This is a genomic window from Nitrospiraceae bacterium (assembly GCA_035623075.1).
Lineage (GTDB): Bacteria > Nitrospirota > Nitrospiria > Nitrospirales > Nitrospiraceae > DASPUC01.
On record DASPUC010000024.1, the window covers coordinates 355,640 to 372,983 of the forward strand.

General features: G+C 55.6%; 15 protein-coding genes and 1 tRNA gene. 8 read left to right on the forward strand and 8 right to left on the reverse strand.

All coding sequences use genetic code 11. From position 1 onward, the window contains the following. Positions 1-8 precede the first annotated feature (8 nt). The 5 genes from VEI50_08415 (at position 9) to VEI50_08435 (ending at position 7,010) form a co-directional block, all read left to right on the forward strand. A complete protein-coding gene (locus VEI50_08415; protein ID HXX75140.1) occupies positions 9-1,805 on the forward strand; it encodes an SUMF1/EgtB/PvdO family nonheme iron enzyme in 1,797 nt (598 codons plus the stop codon). 108 nt (positions 1,806-1,913) lie between these two features. After that, positions 1,914-2,732 carry a polyphosphate kinase 2 family protein gene (locus VEI50_08420; GenBank protein ID HXX75141.1) on the forward strand — a complete coding sequence of 273 codons (819 nt, stop codon included), beginning with the start codon at positions 1,914-1,916 and terminating at the stop codon, positions 2,730-2,732. Between the two features lie 919 nt (positions 2,733-3,651). Continuing rightward, positions 3,652-4,647, forward strand: coding sequence for a ParB N-terminal domain-containing protein (locus VEI50_08425; protein ID HXX75142.1), 996 nt, complete (start codon positions 3,652-3,654; stop codon positions 4,645-4,647). Positions 4,648-4,757: 110 nt separating this feature from the next. Continuing rightward, complete coding sequence (locus VEI50_08430) at positions 4,758-5,108, forward strand: 4a-hydroxytetrahydrobiopterin dehydratase (protein HXX75143.1); 351 nt, start codon at positions 4,758-4,760, stop codon at positions 5,106-5,108. A 42-nt stretch (positions 5,109-5,150) separates the two neighbouring features. Next, positions 5,151-7,010 (forward strand): RiPP maturation radical SAM C-methyltransferase, encoded by a 1,860-nt coding sequence (locus VEI50_08435; protein ID HXX75144.1) that lies wholly within the window; start codon positions 5,151-5,153, stop codon positions 7,008-7,010. Between the two features lie 17 nt (positions 7,011-7,027). Here the strand turns inward: VEI50_08435 and VEI50_08440 are convergent, their stop codons facing one another. From VEI50_08440 to rplI, 8 genes are all read right to left on the reverse strand, one after another. Continuing rightward, positions 7,028-7,360, reverse strand: coding sequence for an arsenosugar biosynthesis-associated peroxidase-like protein (locus tag VEI50_08440; GenBank protein ID HXX75145.1), 333 nt, complete (start codon positions 7,358-7,360; stop codon positions 7,028-7,030). Between the two features lie 505 nt (positions 7,361-7,865). Beyond that, on the reverse strand, positions 7,866-8,684 hold the full coding sequence (locus VEI50_08445) for an inositol monophosphatase family protein (protein ID HXX75146.1): 819 nt from the start codon (positions 8,682-8,684) through the stop codon (positions 7,866-7,868). A 516-nt stretch (positions 8,685-9,200) separates the two neighbouring features. Further along, complete coding sequence (gene lpxC / locus VEI50_08450) at positions 9,201-10,280, reverse strand: UDP-3-O-acyl-N-acetylglucosamine deacetylase (protein HXX75147.1); 1,080 nt, start codon at positions 10,278-10,280, stop codon at positions 9,201-9,203. A gap of 186 nt (positions 10,281-10,466) precedes the next feature. Then, a complete protein-coding gene (locus VEI50_08455; GenBank protein HXX75148.1) occupies positions 10,467-11,138 on the reverse strand; it encodes a response regulator transcription factor in 672 nt (223 codons plus the stop codon). Then, positions 11,125-12,234: a sensor histidine kinase gene (locus VEI50_08460; GenBank protein ID HXX75149.1), complete on the reverse strand. Its 1,110-nt coding sequence runs from the start codon at positions 12,232-12,234 to the stop codon at positions 11,125-11,127. Before VEI50_08460 ends, VEI50_08455 begins: the two co-directional genes overlap by 14 nt. Positions 12,235-12,338: 104 nt before the next feature. Further along, positions 12,339-12,803: a transcriptional regulator NrdR gene (gene nrdR / locus VEI50_08465; protein ID HXX75150.1), complete on the reverse strand. Its 465-nt coding sequence runs from the start codon at positions 12,801-12,803 to the stop codon at positions 12,339-12,341. A 27-nt stretch (positions 12,804-12,830) separates the two neighbouring features. Beyond that, complete coding sequence (gene glyA, locus VEI50_08470) at positions 12,831-14,093, reverse strand: serine hydroxymethyltransferase (protein HXX75151.1); 1,263 nt, start codon at positions 14,091-14,093, stop codon at positions 12,831-12,833. A gap of 17 nt (positions 14,094-14,110) precedes the next feature. Next, complete coding sequence (gene rplI / locus VEI50_08475) at positions 14,111-14,584, reverse strand: 50S ribosomal protein L9 (GenBank protein ID HXX75152.1); 474 nt, start codon at positions 14,582-14,584, stop codon at positions 14,111-14,113. A 200-nt stretch (positions 14,585-14,784) separates the two neighbouring features. Here rplI and VEI50_08480 point away from each other — a divergent pair, with 200 nt between their 5' ends. The 3 genes from VEI50_08480 to VEI50_08490 form a co-directional block, all read left to right on the forward strand. Next, positions 14,785-16,245 (forward strand): hypothetical protein, encoded by a 1,461-nt coding sequence (locus tag VEI50_08480; GenBank protein HXX75153.1) that lies wholly within the window; start codon positions 14,785-14,787, stop codon positions 16,243-16,245. 171 nt (positions 16,246-16,416) lie between these two features. Further along, positions 16,417-16,503, forward strand: a tRNA-Leu gene (locus VEI50_08485). 106 nt (positions 16,504-16,609) lie between these two features. Continuing rightward, positions 16,610-17,344, forward strand: a 735-nt coding sequence (locus tag VEI50_08490; GenBank protein ID HXX75154.1) for a hypothetical protein, incomplete at its 3' end; no start/stop codon positions are given.

The following is a 17,344-nucleotide window of genomic DNA, read 5'->3' on the forward strand; positions in this document are numbered from 1 at the left end:
TATCCCTTATGCGCATTATGATAATTCTCCTGGCCTGCGCCTGCTTGCTTTCGACGGTTCTCCTCTTTGCTGCTGAAGGGACCAACGGGAAGGTCATGAAACCGGAGACGAAAGCCCCGGCTGATCTCCTGGCTGAACGGGGCGGCAAATCGTGGGGGGTCGTGATCGGCGTGAGCGAGTACGAGAAGCTGCCGGATCTCCGCTACGCAGCGACCGATGCAAGAGCAATGGCGGGGTTACTGGAACGCAAGGGTTTCACCGTGACGCTCTTGATCAATGGACAGGCCGGAAAGGCGCAGATTCTCTCCGAACTCGGGGAGAAATTGGCGAAGCAAGCCGGCCCGAACGATCGTGTGCTGGTCTTCCTTGCAGGACATGCCGACACGAAGACGTTGAAAGGAGGGCGACAGGTCAGCCACTTCTTCCCCGTCGCGGGTGATTATGGAGCGATGACCGACAGCGCCTTGAATCTCTCTACGATCCGAGAAATGATCGACGCAGTGCCGGCGAAGCAAGTGCTGCTGGTGCTCGATGGCTGTCAGAGTGGAATCAGCGCGGCACCATCGCAAAGCGTATCCCCGGCCGTGGAGGCGCAACTCCGCCGCGCGATGGTAGAGCGGAGTCGCGAGATTCTCACCGCATGTAACCCCTCACAACAGGCGCTAGAGGCGAGCGATGCCGGCATGAGTCTCTTTGCGTCAGTGATGATCGAGGGATTGGAGAAGGGAACCGCGGACCTCAACGAGGACGGTCTGATTCCGACCTCCGAACTCCTGGCCTACGTGGATCAGCGCCTGATCAGTATCCTGCAGCCCAAGGGACTCGCACAAAAGCCGCAGCGGTGGGATTTGAATCCCGAGAAGGGTGAGTTTGTGTTTCTGGCGCCCAAAAGGCCCCCTGCCGCTAAAACCGAAAGTGGCACCGCTCCCACTCATGCGACTGGCGGCCCCGCCGCGACACCTTCGGATGCTGCCAGCACCAAGCCGCGGCCGAAGGATCAGAAAGAGGCTGAGACAAAGGGTTCCGAGAAGCCCGCGGGGTCAAGTGGGACGAGCACGGTTTCTCGCGTGGTGGTGACTCCTCCCTTGCCAGAAGAATTCACCGGCCGAGATGGGGCCTCAATGGTGCTCGTACCGGCGGGTGATTTTATGATGGGAAGTGACAAGGGTGACGACGATGAAAAGCCGGTCCATCGCGTACAGGTAGACTCATTTTACATCGACAAGTTCGAAGTGACGAACGGCAAGTTTACAAAGTTCATCGATGCGATCAAAGGCGAGCCGCCCTGGGGCTTCGATGATAAGGACACACCGGTGGCCCATGCGGATCAACCAGTGCGTTGGGTCACATGGCTCGATGCCACCGCCTATTGCCAATGGGCCGGGAAGCGATTGGCGACCGAGGCGGAATGGGAGAAGGCCGCTCGAGGCACGGACGGGCGACTGTACCCATGGGGAGACGAGACTCCCACGCCGGCACACGCGGTGTTCGGACAAAAGGAAGGAAGCGAGAGCCTTCCGCCCTTCAGCAATCGCGATAAGGGGAAGAGTCCTTACGGAGCCCAGGATATGGCAGGCAGTCTGTATGAATGGGTGGCTGACTGGTATGACGATGAGTACTATGCGACGACACTCTCTCAAAACCCTCGCGGGCCGTCCGAGGGGACGCAGAAGGTACAGCGGGGCGGGTCATACTCGAACAACCCCTACAGGATCCGAACCTCCTTCCGCACGAAGGATATCCCTACCGAGGCACGTCCCAACGTCGGGTTTCGCTGCGCGCAAGATGTTCCGAAGACTCCGTAGATTCCTCATGCCCCGCGCGTGGCCTCATTTGCATCGCTTTTCCGAGACCTAAGGTGACAGCCTGGTACCGGCAGATGGCCTAGCTCGGAGATTCGACTGGAGGTAACGATGAATCGATATCGTGTGACGCCCGATACGAAGCTGAACCTCAAGGACTATGATCCGGACGAAACCGGTGACTACAAGAAGAACGAGCAGGGAAAGGAACGGGCCAAGTCCAAAGCATCGGCTCTTATTGCGCGGCTGGATGGATTACAGGAACGGCTCTATGCAAATGGAGGTCGGGCGCTGTTGCTCGTGCTCCAGGGGATGGACACGAGCGGGAAAGATGGGACAATCAAACATGTGATGTCGGGAGTCAATCCGCAGGGGTGCAAAGTGGTCGCCTTCAAGACCCCTTCCAAGGATGAACTGGCCCGCGACTTTCTGTGGCGTGTGCACCGCGAGGCGCCGCCGAAGGGATTCATCGGTATCTTCAACCGTTCGCATTACGAGGATGTGCTCATCACGCGAGTTCATGGATGGATATCGGACAAGGTCGTGAAGCAACGGTTCAATCAGATTAAGGAATTCGAAGAACTCCTGGCCGAGAGCGGCACGGCGATTCTGAAATTCTTTCTCCACATCTCCAAGGATGAGCAGAAAAAACGCCTGGAGGCCCGCATAGGAGACCCAGAAAAACGGTGGAAGTGGAATTCCGGCGACTTGGAAGAGCGCAAACTCTGGGAGTCGTATTTGCGCGCGTTTGAAGATGTCATCTCCGCCACGAGCACCGAGCAGGCGCCCTGGTATATCGTACCGGCGAACCGCAAGTGGTATCGGAACCTCGTGGTCGCCGATCGGGTCGTGAAGGTATTGGAGGACATGAAGCTCAAGACTCCTCCGGAGCCCGAAGGAGTCAATTTCGACAAGTTGAAGATCGTGTAGACAGGAATGGTGGTATCTTCCGCTCCAGAGTCTGCTGCTCACGGGCACGTGTTATGCTTGGCAAAAAATTCGTAAGACGAAGGCTCTCCCCATTGACACATGTTTCTAATGGGCGTAGGAGAAATTCATCGGCCCATCACGCAGCTTTATTTATTGAGGGACCGGACAGACCGCGCGGCTGTCAGCTAGATCCCTCAAGCCATTTCGAAGAGGGAGGAGGGTAATGATGGATGACCTGACTCCACCTGGCCTCAATGGCCCGCCGAACTGAAGGCGGGCTTCTACTCGGTCAACGCTGACCGGAGCTTCCGCTGGCTGTGCCTCATGGCACCAGAGCCCAACTGGATTTCAGCCTGAACCTGATGTGAAAATCCGTCGCCGGCGTTGAGGAACACAAGAGCCCGGGGACTGAGCGTTCCCCCGAGCGGAAGCCTGACCATCAATTGACGTTCGCGTGGGTCTCACTGGGCCGACAAGAACCGAACAAGAATTCTGACGTCCTAAGCGTCAATCACGGGCGACCTCCCACCGATCGTGCAGGGTCGCCCGTGGTGTTTCTAGCTCGTGAAAAAGCCGACGTTCTCACCCACCCGCCCCCCCCCGCGCGCCGAGACGCGCGATTCACCGGTGGTCGTGGTCGCCTCGCTCAATCCCTCGCCGTACGATAAAAAGTACGACTCGGCCTGTCGCTCGCTGCTGCCTTGTTACAGAGCATGTTTACGCGCGATCTGATATGGTCCGTCCTTCCTACCAAAGTGTATACTTCTGTGTCTCGCTTATTGCGACCTGCCTGGGACGAGGCGCGTCGCGCCAGGGCCAGGGTGGGTGCGAACGACAGCAATTTTGAGCATTCGCGAAACCCTGGCGACGCCGGGTCTTTCTTTTTTGCCGATTCTCCCCTACCATTCTGCGTCTCACCATGGCTGAGAAAAAGTCCAAGACCGTTCGTCCAACTGGTTCACGCCGGCGGCGGAAGCCGGCCGGTGCGTCGACCGGATTAACAGCGAGTGAGCTTCAGGCGGCTGCTCCACCTCCGGAGGTCGCAACCCTCCACCGAGCCATCGAAGACGATGGCGGGAAAGTCCTTACTATCTATCGTGAGCCTTATGGCGGACGATGGCTTGTGTTCGCTGCCTTGCCGATCGAGCTTGTCGAACCGACACCCTATCAACGGAACCTCTCGGACACGCATGTGCGGAAACTGGAAGCTGTGATCGGAAAGATCGGTCGATTTCTCGATCCGATCATCGCGGTCCGCTCACCAAAATCTGACCACGCGGCCAAGTACTGGACCCCGAACGGTAACCATCGGCTCTCCGCGATGGGGACCCTCGGAGCTAAAAGCATTATTGCCATCGTGGTCCCGGAAGCCGCCGCTGCCTACCAGATTCTGGCGCTCAATACCGAGAAGGCCCACAACCTGCGGGAAAAGTCGCTTGAAGTGATTCGTATGTACAAGGAACTGGCTCGATTGGATGACGCGACAGAGGAGACCTACGCACTCGAATTTGAAGAACCGGCCTTCATTACCTTGGGGCTGTGTTATGAGGAGCGTCCGCGGTTCAGCGGGGGGGCCTATCATCCGGTGTTGAAGCGAGTGGATGACTTCTTGAACAAGCCGCTTCACATGACGTTAGATGTGCGGCGTGCGCGGGCGAAAACGCTCCTCGCGCTCGATGATCAGATTGTCATGCAAGTCGAGGCCCTCAAAGCCAAAGGACTGACCAGCCCCTACCTGAAGAGCTTTGTGGTGGCACGCGTGAACCCGATCCGGTTCCGTCCGAAAGACGCCTCTCCTCTTCCCTTTGACGAGGCACTCCATCGTATGATGAACGCAGCCGTCAAGTTCAATCCGGACAAGATCAAGCTGGACGATCTGGCCCGCTCCGGCGGCGCAGCAGACGAGGCAGAATAAGCCCTCGGATCGACCGGGTCAGCCACCTTGCCCTTCCTCTTGGCGCCCATTTAGAATACTTTCTCGAGGATGCAAACGAGCCATTCATCGTCTTGCCCGGAGGTTTTGCCATGGGTCTCGCCGACAACAAATGTGTTCCATGCCGCGGGGGCGTGCCCCCCTTGCCGCCCGATCGTAGCCAGGCGCTCCTCAAAGAATTGGGCCGCGGCTGGTCGCTCAACGGGTCTGGCCATCTCGAACGGCTGTTTACCTTCAAGGATTTTGCCCAGGCGCTTGCATACGTAAACAAGGTGGGGGCCATCGCAGAATCAGAAGGGCACCATCCCGATTTTTATCTCGCCTGGGGAAAGTGCAAGGTGGAAATCTGGACCCACAAGATCAACGGTCTGACCGAAAGCGATTTTTACATGGCAGCGAAGGCTGATCGTGAATTCGAACCTTTTCGAGCCGCTGCTAGCTGACCGAAGGTTGGCGGGCTTGGCCATATCCGGACGAGGCGCCAGATGAGCGACAAGGCGCAGGTCGCGCTTGTCAACATGCCCTTCAGTTTCTCGAAGTATCCTTCGATACAACTCGGCACGCTTTCTGCCCTTCTCAAATCCAAAGCTATCCCGGTCGACTGCCACCATTTGAACGTCCGATTTGCCCACAAAATCGGCGTGCCGCTCTATGAAATGATCTGCGAGAAACGGGCCCTGTTCGGTGAATGGCTGTTCTCGCACCTTCTCTTCCGAGACAATCCTAAGCGTGCGGAATACCCGAGGATGTTCAAGCCGGTTTTCGAGCAGATTGCTCAGGAAAGTGGCCACCCAATGTCGTTTTTCGAAGACATGGCCAGCCGCACGGCGCCGCAATTCTTGACTTGGGCGATGACGGCGATAGATTGGGGCCAATATAAGGTTGTGGGCTTCACGTCGACGTTCGATCAAAACGTGGCGAGCCTGACGATGGCGAAGCTGATCAAGGACCTGTATCCCAATGTCACGATCGTCTTCGGCGGAGCAAACTTCGACGGCGAAATGGGGCTGGAACATTTCCGGGCGTTTCCCTGGATCGACCACGTGGTGGTCGGTGAAGGGGAAGACACGTTCCCCGCACTGGTGGCCTACGTGCTTTCGGGCAAATCCGGCGTCCTGCCGCCAGGAGTGACCTATCGGCAAGATGGGAATATTCGGTTCGAGCCGAACCAGTCGCTCTTCTCCGATTTCACACAGACTGGTCCTCCCGATTATGACGACTACTATCGTTTGTTGGCCGAACTGGGCAAGAAAACTTCACAGGGGCTTGATCGTATTCTGTTGTATGAAGGATCACGAGGCTGCTGGTGGGGTGAGAAGCATCATTGCACGTTCTGCGGGCTGAATGCTCAGAGCATGAAGTTCCGCGCGAAGTCATCGGAACAGGTCGCGCGGGAAATGGCGTATTTGTCCAGTCGGTATGATACAGCGCGGTTCCGCCTCGTGGACAACATCATCGATATGAAGTACATCGAGAACCTCTTCGCGAAGTTCGCTGCCGACCACTGTGACCTCGATGTGTTTATCGAGACGAAGAGTAACCTTCACAAGAACCAAATTCGTACCTTGGCAGCCGGGGGAGTGAAATGCATGCAGCCCGGTCTGGAGAGTCTCAGCCTGAATCAGCTTCGAGCGATGGACAAGGGCGTCACGCCGATGCAGAACATCATTTGTCTGAAGTGGAGTTTCTACTACCATGTCGAGGTATCATGGAACATCCTGCTCGGGTTTCCTGGGGAAACCACCGAAGACTATCGACGACAGGTCGACCTGATCCCGGCTCTGTTCCATCTCCAGCCGCCCGAGGCGACAGGGAAATTTTGGCTTGAACGATTCAGCCCCTACTACAAGCGACCAGACGAGTATGGAGTGCGGATCACGGGACCGGGTCTGGCCTATGAGTACATCTACGATGGACGCCAGGTGGACCTCAAGAAGATCGCGTACGATTTCGAGTACGAATTGGACAACTGGCCGGTGGACCCGCACGTATATCAGGAACTGGTTGATGTCGTTGGAGCATGGAAGCGCCTGCACGCATCCGGCGACCGCCCGTTTCTTTACTACTCAAAGGCGATGAACTATATCACCGCCTATGATGGGCGGAATCCAAAGGCTCCCATGCGACACCGGTTCGACTGGCCTGAAGCCGGCATTATCGAGGCCTGCAGCGAAACGGCGAAGAGTGAGGATCAGATCCGTTCGATGCTGGCAGAGCGTTCAGACCGCTCGTGCTCCTCGAGTCAACTGGCGGCCGCATTGGCATCACTGACAACCAGCCGTATCCTCTACGAAGAACGAGGCAAGTACTTCACCCTCGCGATTCCCGAAAACCCCTATCTCTGATCCAGCCGTTATTCACCCTACATCGTCAGCTTTTCAACGACGTTGCGCATCTGGACGCCGTGGACTAAGGAGGCGCCGCCTCGAATCGCACAGGCCACGTGCACCGCTTCTGTCATTTCCTCGATGTTGGATCCCTTCTCCAGCGAGGCCTGTGTATAGGCGTCGATGCAGTAAGGACATTGGACCGTGTGCGCGACGGCCAAGGCGATGAGCGCTTTCTCGCGCTCCGTCAAGGCGCCTTCGGCGAAGACGGCGTTGTAATAGCCCATGAACTTATCCCACAGGGACTTGTTGCCTTTGCCCATGTCGGCGAATTTTCCGAGATCGTGAGGATGATAATACGTGTCCATGTCGGTCTCCTTTTCCCCGGTTTGCGACAGTCCTAAAATGAGGCGAGATGTGACGGGGAGGGCTATCTCACTAAGCGTTGCTGGGAGGTTCAGGATCGACTTCTGACAGAACTTGAGAGAACCTGCTTCCCACAATGCCGGTTACCTTGGTCATCAGGTCGGTAACCTCATGCCATTCAGTTGGCAGGAGATCCTGTTTCAGCTGGGGATGGATCGCCCATTCCGCATCGACTCGTGTCCCTTTTCGACTTACGAGAACTCGAAGAAGCTCTACATCCCACGTGGTGGATTCAGCTGCATCCGCCTGGGAAGGGTGGCCATTTGATTTGTCTGAAGGAGGGGTCGAGCTTGCCATAGATCCTCTCTGCTCGTCACAGTGTCAGCAGGATCATACCTCATTACCTGCCCATCTGGCTATCCATGCGGAGCGGCTTTTCTCGAGGGCCGCTCGGGCCTGTGCTGCAAACCAATTAATCGTGGAGCCACGCGATCAGGTCCCTGTGTATCACTGATGGGGCCGGTTCTGTTGAAGTACGTCGAGCATAGCCTGGTGGATCCGACCGTTACTCGCGACCAGCTCTTTTCCGTAAATCGAGTGCTTCCCGCCCTTGAAATTCGTTACCGTGCCACCCGCTTCTTCGAGAATCACGATCCCGGCAGCCATATCCCAGGGGTTCAGTGCAACCTCCCAAAACCCATCGAAGCGGCCGCTCGCGACGTAACAGAGGTCCAAAGCCGCCGTGCCGGTCCGGCGTAAGCCCTGCGCTTTCAGGGCAAATCGGACGAAATGGTCCAGATTATTATTCGCCGTCTCCCGAATGTCATAGGCGAAGCCGGTAACGAGCAGGGCACGATCGAGATGATCTGTAGCGGAGACCGAAATCGGCGCGTCATTGAGGAAGGCGCCCTGGCCTCGCCGAGCCGTATAGAGTTCGTCCCGGGTGGGGTCGAATACGACACCGACGAGACTACGCCCTTCGTGTTCGACCCCGATGGAGACACAGTAGGCCGGAAACCCGTGAGCGAAATTCGTGGTCCCGTCAAGCGGATCGATCACCCATTGGTATGGAGAGCTGGATCGCTGCGCCAGTCCCCGCTCTTCTGCGAGGATACGATGGGAGGGGAAGGTCCTCTGAATGACGTCGATGATACGCTGCTCAGCCCGACAATCGGCGTCTGTCACCAGATTGATGACGTTCTTGTGCTCAATATGAAATCCGACGCGGGCACATTCCCGTAAAACCTCTCCTGCTTGTCGCGCCGCTTCCACCGCAGTGGCGAGCAGGACGTCTGTTGGAGGATCTTGCGCGCACGAGACGGGCATGGGCCTCATCATAACGGAGAATTCCTCATAATCCTACTTGGGCCCTGCCACAGCGTTCTGAGGTTCAATTCAAATTCAAGCAGGCGGCAGTGTGTTTTTACAGTGAGACCTGCGCGCAAGGCACGATCGTGCATATTGGTATTGAGTTATCTTGCAAGCAGTGGTATGAAGCAGGCACACTCTGTTCAATCGAGATTATGGAAGGACTCGCGGATAGTCTCATCGGGTTCGAACAGCGAATCAACGCTTCTACCTCTCGAGTACAGGAACCTATTGTTGAAGCGTCGGAGGGACTCTTCATCTATCCTGTGTAATGCCGCGAGATCTCAAGTCCACGAAGGGAGGTGAGAATCTTGGCGATGAAGAAAGCAGCGAAGAAGAAAAAGAAATAACCCGCCTCGATTCTAGCGCCGGGGGCAAGCGACCTTGCTCCCGGCGTTATTTTTTCCGCAGGCACTCGTGCGCACACGAAGACCCCAAGGTGGTGATGCGACTGCGGCGAGAGAATCTTCCTGGTTAGGATGCTTGAAGCGCGATGAGCGAGGCTGGTCGGAGTGCGGCCAGAGCAGGAACAGGCTCGGAAGTTGCGGCTGAGTCAGGACCGTTGAGGAGCACCCACTTTTCCGGATGGTCGAGAATCTGTTCGACAAGTCGCGTGTGCATGGCGTGGCCCGATCGATCCGCCACCACGTGCCCGATGAAGGGAACGCCGAGCAGCGAAAAGTCCCCGATCAAATCAAGCACCTTGTGCCGCACAAACTCATTGGTGAATCGAAGGCCTGATTCATTCAGAATCCCGTCGTGAGACAGGACAACCGTATTCTCGAGATTTCCGCCGCGGCCAAGTCCGCGAGCCCACAGGGCTTCCACTTCGTTCAGAAATCCAAACGTTCGTGCGTCGGCGATCTCACGCTCGAATGCCAGGACGGAATGCTCGTAGACATAAGTCTGGGTCTGAATCAGCGGATGATCATACTGAATCGAATAGGTGATCCTAGGCGTAGCCGAAGGTTCAATCCGGACTCGGCGGGTGTCATCAACCACTTCAATAGGCTGCGTGATCTTTAAATAAGACTGGCGGCGGTTCTGTGAGACAATGCCAGCAGACTGGATCAATCGAACGAAGGGTGCCGCGCTCCCATCCATGACAGGGGCTTCGCCGGCGTCGAGTTCCACATAAAGATTATCGATATCGAGTCCCGCCAATGCGGCGAGGACATGCTCAATGGTCTTCACCTGAAACCCATTTCCACTGATCGCAGTACAGAGCTCTGTGGGTACCAGATGTTTGATGGAAGCAGTGAGAGAGGCGCCGGCCTTCCCATTGCGATTGACGAAGACCACGCCCGTATCGACTGGAGCAGGTCGAAAGGTAAGGGTGACAGACTGCCCGGAATGGAGCCCAACCCCCGAACAACTCACAATACTTGCGATAGTTTGCTGAAGCCTCACCAGGTTACCTCGATAATTTCCACCGAGACACTCAGCAACTCGTATGCCAGCAGATTTCTCAAGAAATAATCTCATAAGCAATTGAAAATACATGACAAATAATCCAATATAGCAATTGACATCAATGTTGTAAAAACGTGACATGTGTGACTTTTTCAAATGAAACAAGGCACTTGTACCCGTGCAATGGGCTATCAAGAGCCTTGTTGTATTGCCTAACCACAAACAGAGCGGCCTCGCTTCAGGATTATTTTCTTGGTCCTATTGGTAGTGGAATCTATGTCCGTTGACGGAGTTCTTGTCCAGCTGAAATCTATCCGACTCGAAGCCCTATGGTCGTGGGTCCAGTTCGATGAGTCCTTTGCGGATGGCAAGGATTGCAGCTTGCGTGCGGTCGTAGACCTGGAGTTTATGAAAGATGTTGCGGACGTGGTTCTTGACCGTTTTCTCGCTGAGATCGAGACTGTTGGCAATTTCCTTGTTCGTCTTTCCATCAGCGACGAGGCGCAACACAGTAATCTCCCGTTCGGTGAGATCGTGTTCCACCCAGGCCGGCTTCTTGCCCTTTTTCTGCGCCATCAGCGAAAACTCCGCCAAGATCTTGCTGGCAACGGAGGGATGAATGAGGGATTCACCTCTGTAGATCGCCCGGATGGCAGCCACGATCTGTGAGGATTCTGAATCCTTGAGCAGATACCCTGTCGCCCCAGCCCGTACCAGGTCGAAAATGTATTGCTGCTCCTCATACATGGTCAGGGCGACGATGCCGATATGGGGAAACTCGCGCTTGATCTGCCGTGTGGCCTCAACACCACCCATGCGGGGCATGCTCACATCCATCAGGATCACGTCCGGGAGCAAGGCTTTTGTTTTTTCCACGGCTTCTATCCCATCCTGTGCCTCGCCCACCACGTTGATGTCGTCCTTCGCTTTGAGGATGGCTGCCAGTCCTTCTCTCACGACACGATGGTCGTCGGCGATCAATACCTTAATTTTTTCCATTGCGTGCTGCCTCCTTGTTCACCAATGGGATATCGACCACGATCGTCGTACCGCGTCCTTTCCTCGATTCGATTCTTCCTTCACCCCCGACCAGCCGGGCCCGCTCGATGATGCCGCGAATGCCAAAGTGGTCCCATTTCTCGGGGTCACGCAGCACCGTCTCCATGTCGAACCCGACGCCCGTGTCGCGGATCGTGATTCTCAGGTGTTCGAGCGCGATATCGAGTTCGACCGACACGCGGTCGGCTTTCGCATGCTTTTGTACGTTGCTGAGGGCTTCCTGGACGATTCGGAAGAGGAAGATCTTCGTCCTCGGAAACAGAATCTGCTCGTCACCGGAAACGCGAAATGCCGTGCGAATGCGATATTGCGTTTCGTAGGACTTGAGGTAATTCGTTAATGCGGGAATCAGTTCCATCTTGTCGTACTGAAGGGGGCGCAAATTGAAAATGACCTGGCGCGCTTCCTGAATGGCGAGTTTGAGTTGGGCCTTGGACTCCCGGAGCGTCACCAGACTGGCCCGCGGATCCTTCCGCAAGAGCTGCTGGCACAGATCGAGCTTGAAGTTGACCCCCGCGAGGCTTTGAACCAATCCGTCGTGGATTTCACAGGCGATGCGGGTCCGCTCTTCAGTCACTGCGGCTCCGGTCTCCTTGACATAGAGGCGATAGAGCGACTGATACTTATTGAGAGTTTTTTCGATTTCCGCTGTCGCCCGAATGCGGGCCTCGATGAGCTGCCACATGAATTTGGCGCTGGCTCCGCCGATCACTGTCACGCCCATGCGGTGAAAGTCCTGTAAGAACTGCCCCACGTCGGGGTTTCCCGTGACGTCGATGAGCAAATCCATCTGCTCCAAATCCAGGAGTTCGCGATAATCCTTCGTGACGGGAATTTTCAAACGTTTGGCCAGATTCAGTCCGAGGGCCTTCGGATTAATCTCAGCCACGCCGATGATCTCCACCAAGGGATCATTGGCAAAAATCTCCATGAGCGCGGTTCCGCCACGTCCCGCACCGATGATGCCCACATGGGTGGTTCCCGGCGTGTTGGCTGTTTGCGGCGATCGAGCAAGTTTTAGGCGCGTCGTTGGCATCTCAGCCCTTATAACATAAAGCACGCGGACGCATGACCGGAGACAGGAATTCACCCGAGGATGAACACGCGAAGGCGAAGAGAGGATAGACGAGCGCGGTGGCGTCACCGTTCTCGGCGCTGCTGGGCCAACGATCTCAGCTCGTCCATGAATTGGTCGATGTCTTTGAATTCACGATAGACCGAGGCAAATCGGACATATGCGACCTGATCCAGTTGATGAAGCTCCTTCATCAATTCTTCGCCGATGACTCGACTTTCAATTTCCGTTTCACCCATCTCCTGGATTCGTTTTTCGATCCGGTCTGTCACAGTTTCGATCGTGGCGATGCTAATGGGACGTTTCTCGCACGCTTTCTTGAGACCGGCCAGGATCTTGGTGCGGTCGAAGGTCTCCCGCCGACCATCTTTCTTGACGACCATTGGCAGAACTTCCTCGACCCGTTCATAGGTCGTGTATCGGCGTTTACACCCAAGACACTCGCGTCGACGGCGAATGACCTCGCCCTCTTTCGCCATGCGCGAATCCACCACCTTGTCTTCGATTTCATCGCAGAACGGACATTTCACAGGTGGCGACTCTACCTTATCAGACGATCAATAGGTGTGAAAGATGGGAAACCGTCCACACAGAGCCTTGGCCTGGGTACGGACTTCATCGAGCACTGCAGGGTCTTGTCGGTGCTGCAGGACGCGGTCGATCAATGTCACGATTTCCTTCATTTCGGACTCGCGCATGCCGCGTGTCGAGACGATCGGGGTACCCAACCGGATGCCGCTGGCGATCGCAGGGGGCTTTTCGTCATAGGGTACCGCGTTCTTGTTGACGATAATGCCGGCCGCGTCCAAGGCTGCATCTGCCTCTTTGCCGGTGATCCCCTTGTTCGTTAGGTTCACCAACATCAGGTGGGTGTCCGTTCCTCCCGACACAATCTTGTACCCTCGATCGAGCAGCCCTTGGGCCAACGTGCGGGCGTTCGCGATGACTTGCTGCTGATATCGCTTGAAGCCCGGAGAAAGGGCCTCTTTGAACGCGACAGCCTTGGCGGCGATCACATGCATCAAGGGCCCACCCTGCATTCCGGGGAAGATAAACTTATCGACCGCCTTCGCATGCTCCGCCTTGCACATCACTACCCCACCGCGGGGTCCACGGAGCGTCTTATGGGTGGTCGTCGTGACAAAGTCCGCGTAGGGGATGGGACTCGGGTGAAGCCCTGCCGCGATCAAGCCCGCGATATGGGCGATATCGACCATGAGGTAGGCACCTACCGACTTGGCGATGTCTTGAAACTTCGGAAAGTCGAGCGTGCGGGCGTAAGCACTGGCCCCGACCACGAGCATCCTGGGTCGACAGTCTTCTGCGAGCTTCCGCACCGTATCGTATTCGATGACTTCCGTCTGACGATCCACTCCGTACGAAAAGGCTCGGAAGATCATGCCAGAGAAATTGACCTTGCTGCCGTGGGTCAAATGGCCACCCTGTGCCAAATCCATCCCGAGAATAGTGTCTCCGGGTTTGAGGACGGAGAGGTAGGCTGCCATATTAGCTTGTGAACCGGAGTGCGGCTGGACATTGACATGTTCCGCGCCAAAGATCTGTTTGCAGCGCTGGATCGCTAATTCCTCGATGGTGTCGACATGCTGACATCCACCATAGTAGCGCTTGCCCGGATAACCTTCTGCGTACTTGTTCGTCATCAAGGAACCTTGCGCCGCCAGAACAGCAGGGCTGGCAAAGTTTTCCGAGGCGATCAAGAGCAGCTTTTCCCGTTGCCTTTGTTCCTCGGCCTCGATGGCCGCATAGACATCCAGATCTGTCGATTTGAGGACGTCTAACGAACCGACCGCGTCGTTCATCACAAGCTCTTCCTCGCTCAACTCTCGGTGGAAGCCGTCTCTGCGTCTTGTTTCTTGACCACGCGCACGGTGACGGCCGCAGTAACTTCTCGTGGAAGTTTGACTGGGACCGTAAAGGTGCCAAGTTCCTTGATCGGTTGAGCCAGCTGAATCTTCCGTCGATCCACCGTAAAACCCTGCTCAGCAAGCCCTTCCGCGATGTCCTTTGCCGTCACGGAGCCGAACATCTTGTCGTCCTTGCCTACTTGTGCATGCATGGTGAGGGTTACGGCAGACACTTTTTTGGCGTGCGCTTCAATTTCGAGTTTTTCCTTCTTGGCCTGCTCCGCCGCAACGCGCTTGATGTGCTCGAAGGCCTTGATGTTTCGGCTATTGGCCTCAACGGCTTTGTTTCTCGGAAGCAAGAAGTTCCGCGCGTATCCATCAGAGACGTTCACCAAATCGCCGAGATGGCCGACCCCATCCATGGTTTCCTGCAATATGACCTTCATACCCCTAACTCCTTCTGTTGGAAAGGAAAAGAGGATACTGGGGGGGCGACGAAAAGTCAATTCGCATTCTCACTGAATCGAGTTTGAATGTACGCGAATCCTTCCTCTTGGGCAGTCTCGGACCCGCGTCGGATGCTGGACAGTTTCGATCAGCCGCCCGTATCATGTCATGCGCTCATGGGCAACAACACGAGACCTACATGACCGCACGAGATCTCATCCAAGGGTGGGCCGCGAAGCTGGCCAAAGAGCAGAAGCAGATCGCGCCGGCCGGGTTGGACGATCCTATTCCCTCGGTGTCCGGTCGACTCTTGCAGAGTGTCGGCACACTCCATCTCTATGAATTGACACTCCCAGGGCCAAGGGTCGTGGAGATCGATACGCCTGTCACGATCATCCCTCCTGACGAGATGGAGCCCACGGAGGGTATTGTCCTCCGGAATACCGGCTCTGTTCTGCTGGCGCAGACATTTGACTCCATCGGCCAATCGTTCGCGTCCGCCACGGTCATTCCTGATCGAGCGGGGTTTTTGACCATCGCGGCTCAGCGGCTGACCGACATGACGACCCAGACCGATGCCTACCGACTCGGCCCAGCCGATCGGTTGGCCTCGGTTCTTGAATCGGCGTCCGAAGATGAACGTCACAGCGGAGCGGTCGTTGAATCTTCAATCCTGACCACTGTATGGATGGATGATCAAACGATGCGTCATCAGCGGCTCGCCTCGCTGGCCATTGAATTGATTAAGGCGAATAAGCGAATCCTGGTGGTCAGTCGCGATCACGATACTGCCGATGCCTTGGTCGGCATGATTGCCCGCGCCATGAAGGCGGCGGGCCTGCTGTACAAGACATGGATCAGCCGGTATGAGATGACTTTGAGCCAGTATGCAGCCGGTGTCGCAATTCACGAACTCGGGTTCGAAGCACAGATGCACCAGTTCTATGCGAAAGCCCGGGCGGAGAAAGCCGTCCTGAGAAAGAAGTACGACCGCTTTCGGGAGATCACTCCACTGTTGGCCTATAAAAGACAGAAGCAGAAGGATTTGGATGAAGTCCGTCTCTTGGAGTGGAGGCTGCTGACGCAACTCAGCGATCTCCAAGCCAAGATCAAGGAGGTGGATGCGACTCTGACAGAGTATGAGAATCTCCCCCTCCTGCGGCGACTGAGTATGCAAGCAGTCGGAAAAAACGTTGAATCCCTCCAACAGTATCGCACTCTCTATGAAAGCCAAATCGCCGAGTTGATGAAAGAGCTCGACATCGCGAAGGCGCGGATTACGGAATTGGTCCCAGAAGCTGCTGTGCCGAAGGATATGCGTCCCGAGTTCGATGATCTTAAGGAAGACATCGTTCGACTGGGCGGGACGAAAAAGATTCGCGAACTCTTGGCTGCGGAAGAGGATACGAATCGACAAGCGTTTATCCAAAATCGTCGGCTCCTCATCACCACGGCGTCACGAGTCATGAACGATCCGCTGTTTCGCCGCGTGCGCTTCGATGTGTTGCTCGTGGATGAGGCTCCTTGGATTCCGGCAGCTCCATTGCTGGGGGCCGCGGGTCTTGTTCGGGAACGGATCATCGTGAGTGGGAACAAACGCGAGATTGCAGAAGCTGGTCTGTGGGCACTCACAAATGCGCCTGTATCTGTGGCACGATAAGCGAACGCCGTTGCTTGACGGCCGTGCGATGAATTCAGGATAATCCCCCTCCGCGAAGTTTGTCTCTTGGCACGCTCAAAATGGCCTTGAATGAGGCGTAAGTCGTTGTTACGTCGCAGTGAAGCAGACGACCGAGAACGAAGTTGAAGGCCATTTTTAGCGTGCTTGAATGCCGAAGTGGCGGAACTGGCAGACGCACTAGATTCAGGGTCTAGCGCCCGCAAGGGTGTCCGGGTTCAAATCCCGGCTTCGGCACCAACCCTCCCTAAGTCGTTGACATTATAAGCTGCTTCGTTTACCACACTGCAAAACGGTCGTATTTTGGTCGTATTGCAAACCCATTTTTTCTCTCTCCTGGCCCTGTATGGAATACCTTTCCGATGCGACAAAAAGAGAACGACGCAGTCTTCTCGCGACCGCATTCGCAGGGGTTATTATCGCTCTGCTTAAGAACTTTCCCACCGAATTTGAAGTCGTGGGCATGAAATTCCAAAGTCCTGATTTGCCCTTTATTGCCGTGGGGGGCTTGTGTGTCGTGATATTTTATCTTCTTATAAAGTTTTCCTCCTCCTACTTGTATGAGCGATCTTCAGCCACTAAGACAGCTCTTGAACCTCTAATAAGCGAGCGCAAAACAACCCTAGACATCATACGAGAGGAAGAATCACTGGCTGAGGAAGCACAAGGACTGGCCGAAAAGGAAAAAGTCATTCGGCTGCAACAAGAAGGTGATGAAAGGCAGATCAGCGATCTCCAACAAAAGATGAAGGCAGAGGAAATTGCTCACGTAGCAAGACTGAAGATTACCGACCAACAAATAAACGAACTCGAACAGATGTTAGCTATACAGGCAGGGCAGCAGGTCCGAACGCTTGATCGCACATTGCATGACAGGGGAGATATCGAGAAACAATTAGGAAGGTTGAAAGAGGATCGACTGTCCTACGTCAAGCAGAGAGAGATGAAATACCAACAGGAAGTGTTCAACTTAGAGAATGAGCGGAATAGGTCGAATGAACTCAGAAAAGCGCTGATTAAAGACCTGCAAAATAGTGAAGGAGGTCTTAATGAGAGGCGTAGGCACATTCTACGGTGGAAG

Coding starts and splice junctions, on each gene's coding strand:
- VEI50_08415 (HXX75140.1), top strand. CDS start 9: ATGCGCATTATGATAATTCTCCTGGCCTGCGCCTGCTTGCTTTCGACG.
- VEI50_08420 (HXX75141.1), top strand. CDS start 1,914: ATGAATCGATATCGTGTGACGCCCGATACGAAGCTGAACCTCAAGGAC.
- VEI50_08425 (HXX75142.1), top strand. CDS start 3,652: ATGGCTGAGAAAAAGTCCAAGACCGTTCGTCCAACTGGTTCACGCCGG.
- VEI50_08430 (HXX75143.1), top strand. CDS start 4,758: ATGGGTCTCGCCGACAACAAATGTGTTCCATGCCGCGGGGGCGTGCCC.
- VEI50_08435 (HXX75144.1), top strand. CDS start 5,151: ATGAGCGACAAGGCGCAGGTCGCGCTTGTCAACATGCCCTTCAGTTTC.
- VEI50_08440 (HXX75145.1), bottom strand. CDS start 7,360: ATGGACACGTATTATCATCCTCACGATCTCGGAAAATTCGCCGACATG.
- VEI50_08445 (HXX75146.1), bottom strand. CDS start 8,684: ATGCCCGTCTCGTGCGCGCAAGATCCTCCAACAGACGTCCTGCTCGCC.
- lpxC (HXX75147.1), bottom strand. CDS start 10,280: ATGTCACGTTTTTACAACATTGATGTCAATTGCTATATTGGATTATTT.
- VEI50_08455 (HXX75148.1), bottom strand. CDS start 11,138: ATGGAAAAAATTAAGGTATTGATCGCCGACGACCATCGTGTCGTGAGA.
- VEI50_08460 (HXX75149.1), bottom strand. CDS start 12,234: ATGCCAACGACGCGCCTAAAACTTGCTCGATCGCCGCAAACAGCCAAC.
- glyA (HXX75151.1), bottom strand. CDS start 14,093: ATGAACGACGCGGTCGGTTCGTTAGACGTCCTCAAATCGACAGATCTG.
- rplI (HXX75152.1), bottom strand. CDS start 14,584: ATGAAGGTCATATTGCAGGAAACCATGGATGGGGTCGGCCATCTCGGC.
- VEI50_08480 (HXX75153.1), top strand. CDS start 14,785: ATGACCGCACGAGATCTCATCCAAGGGTGGGCCGCGAAGCTGGCCAAA.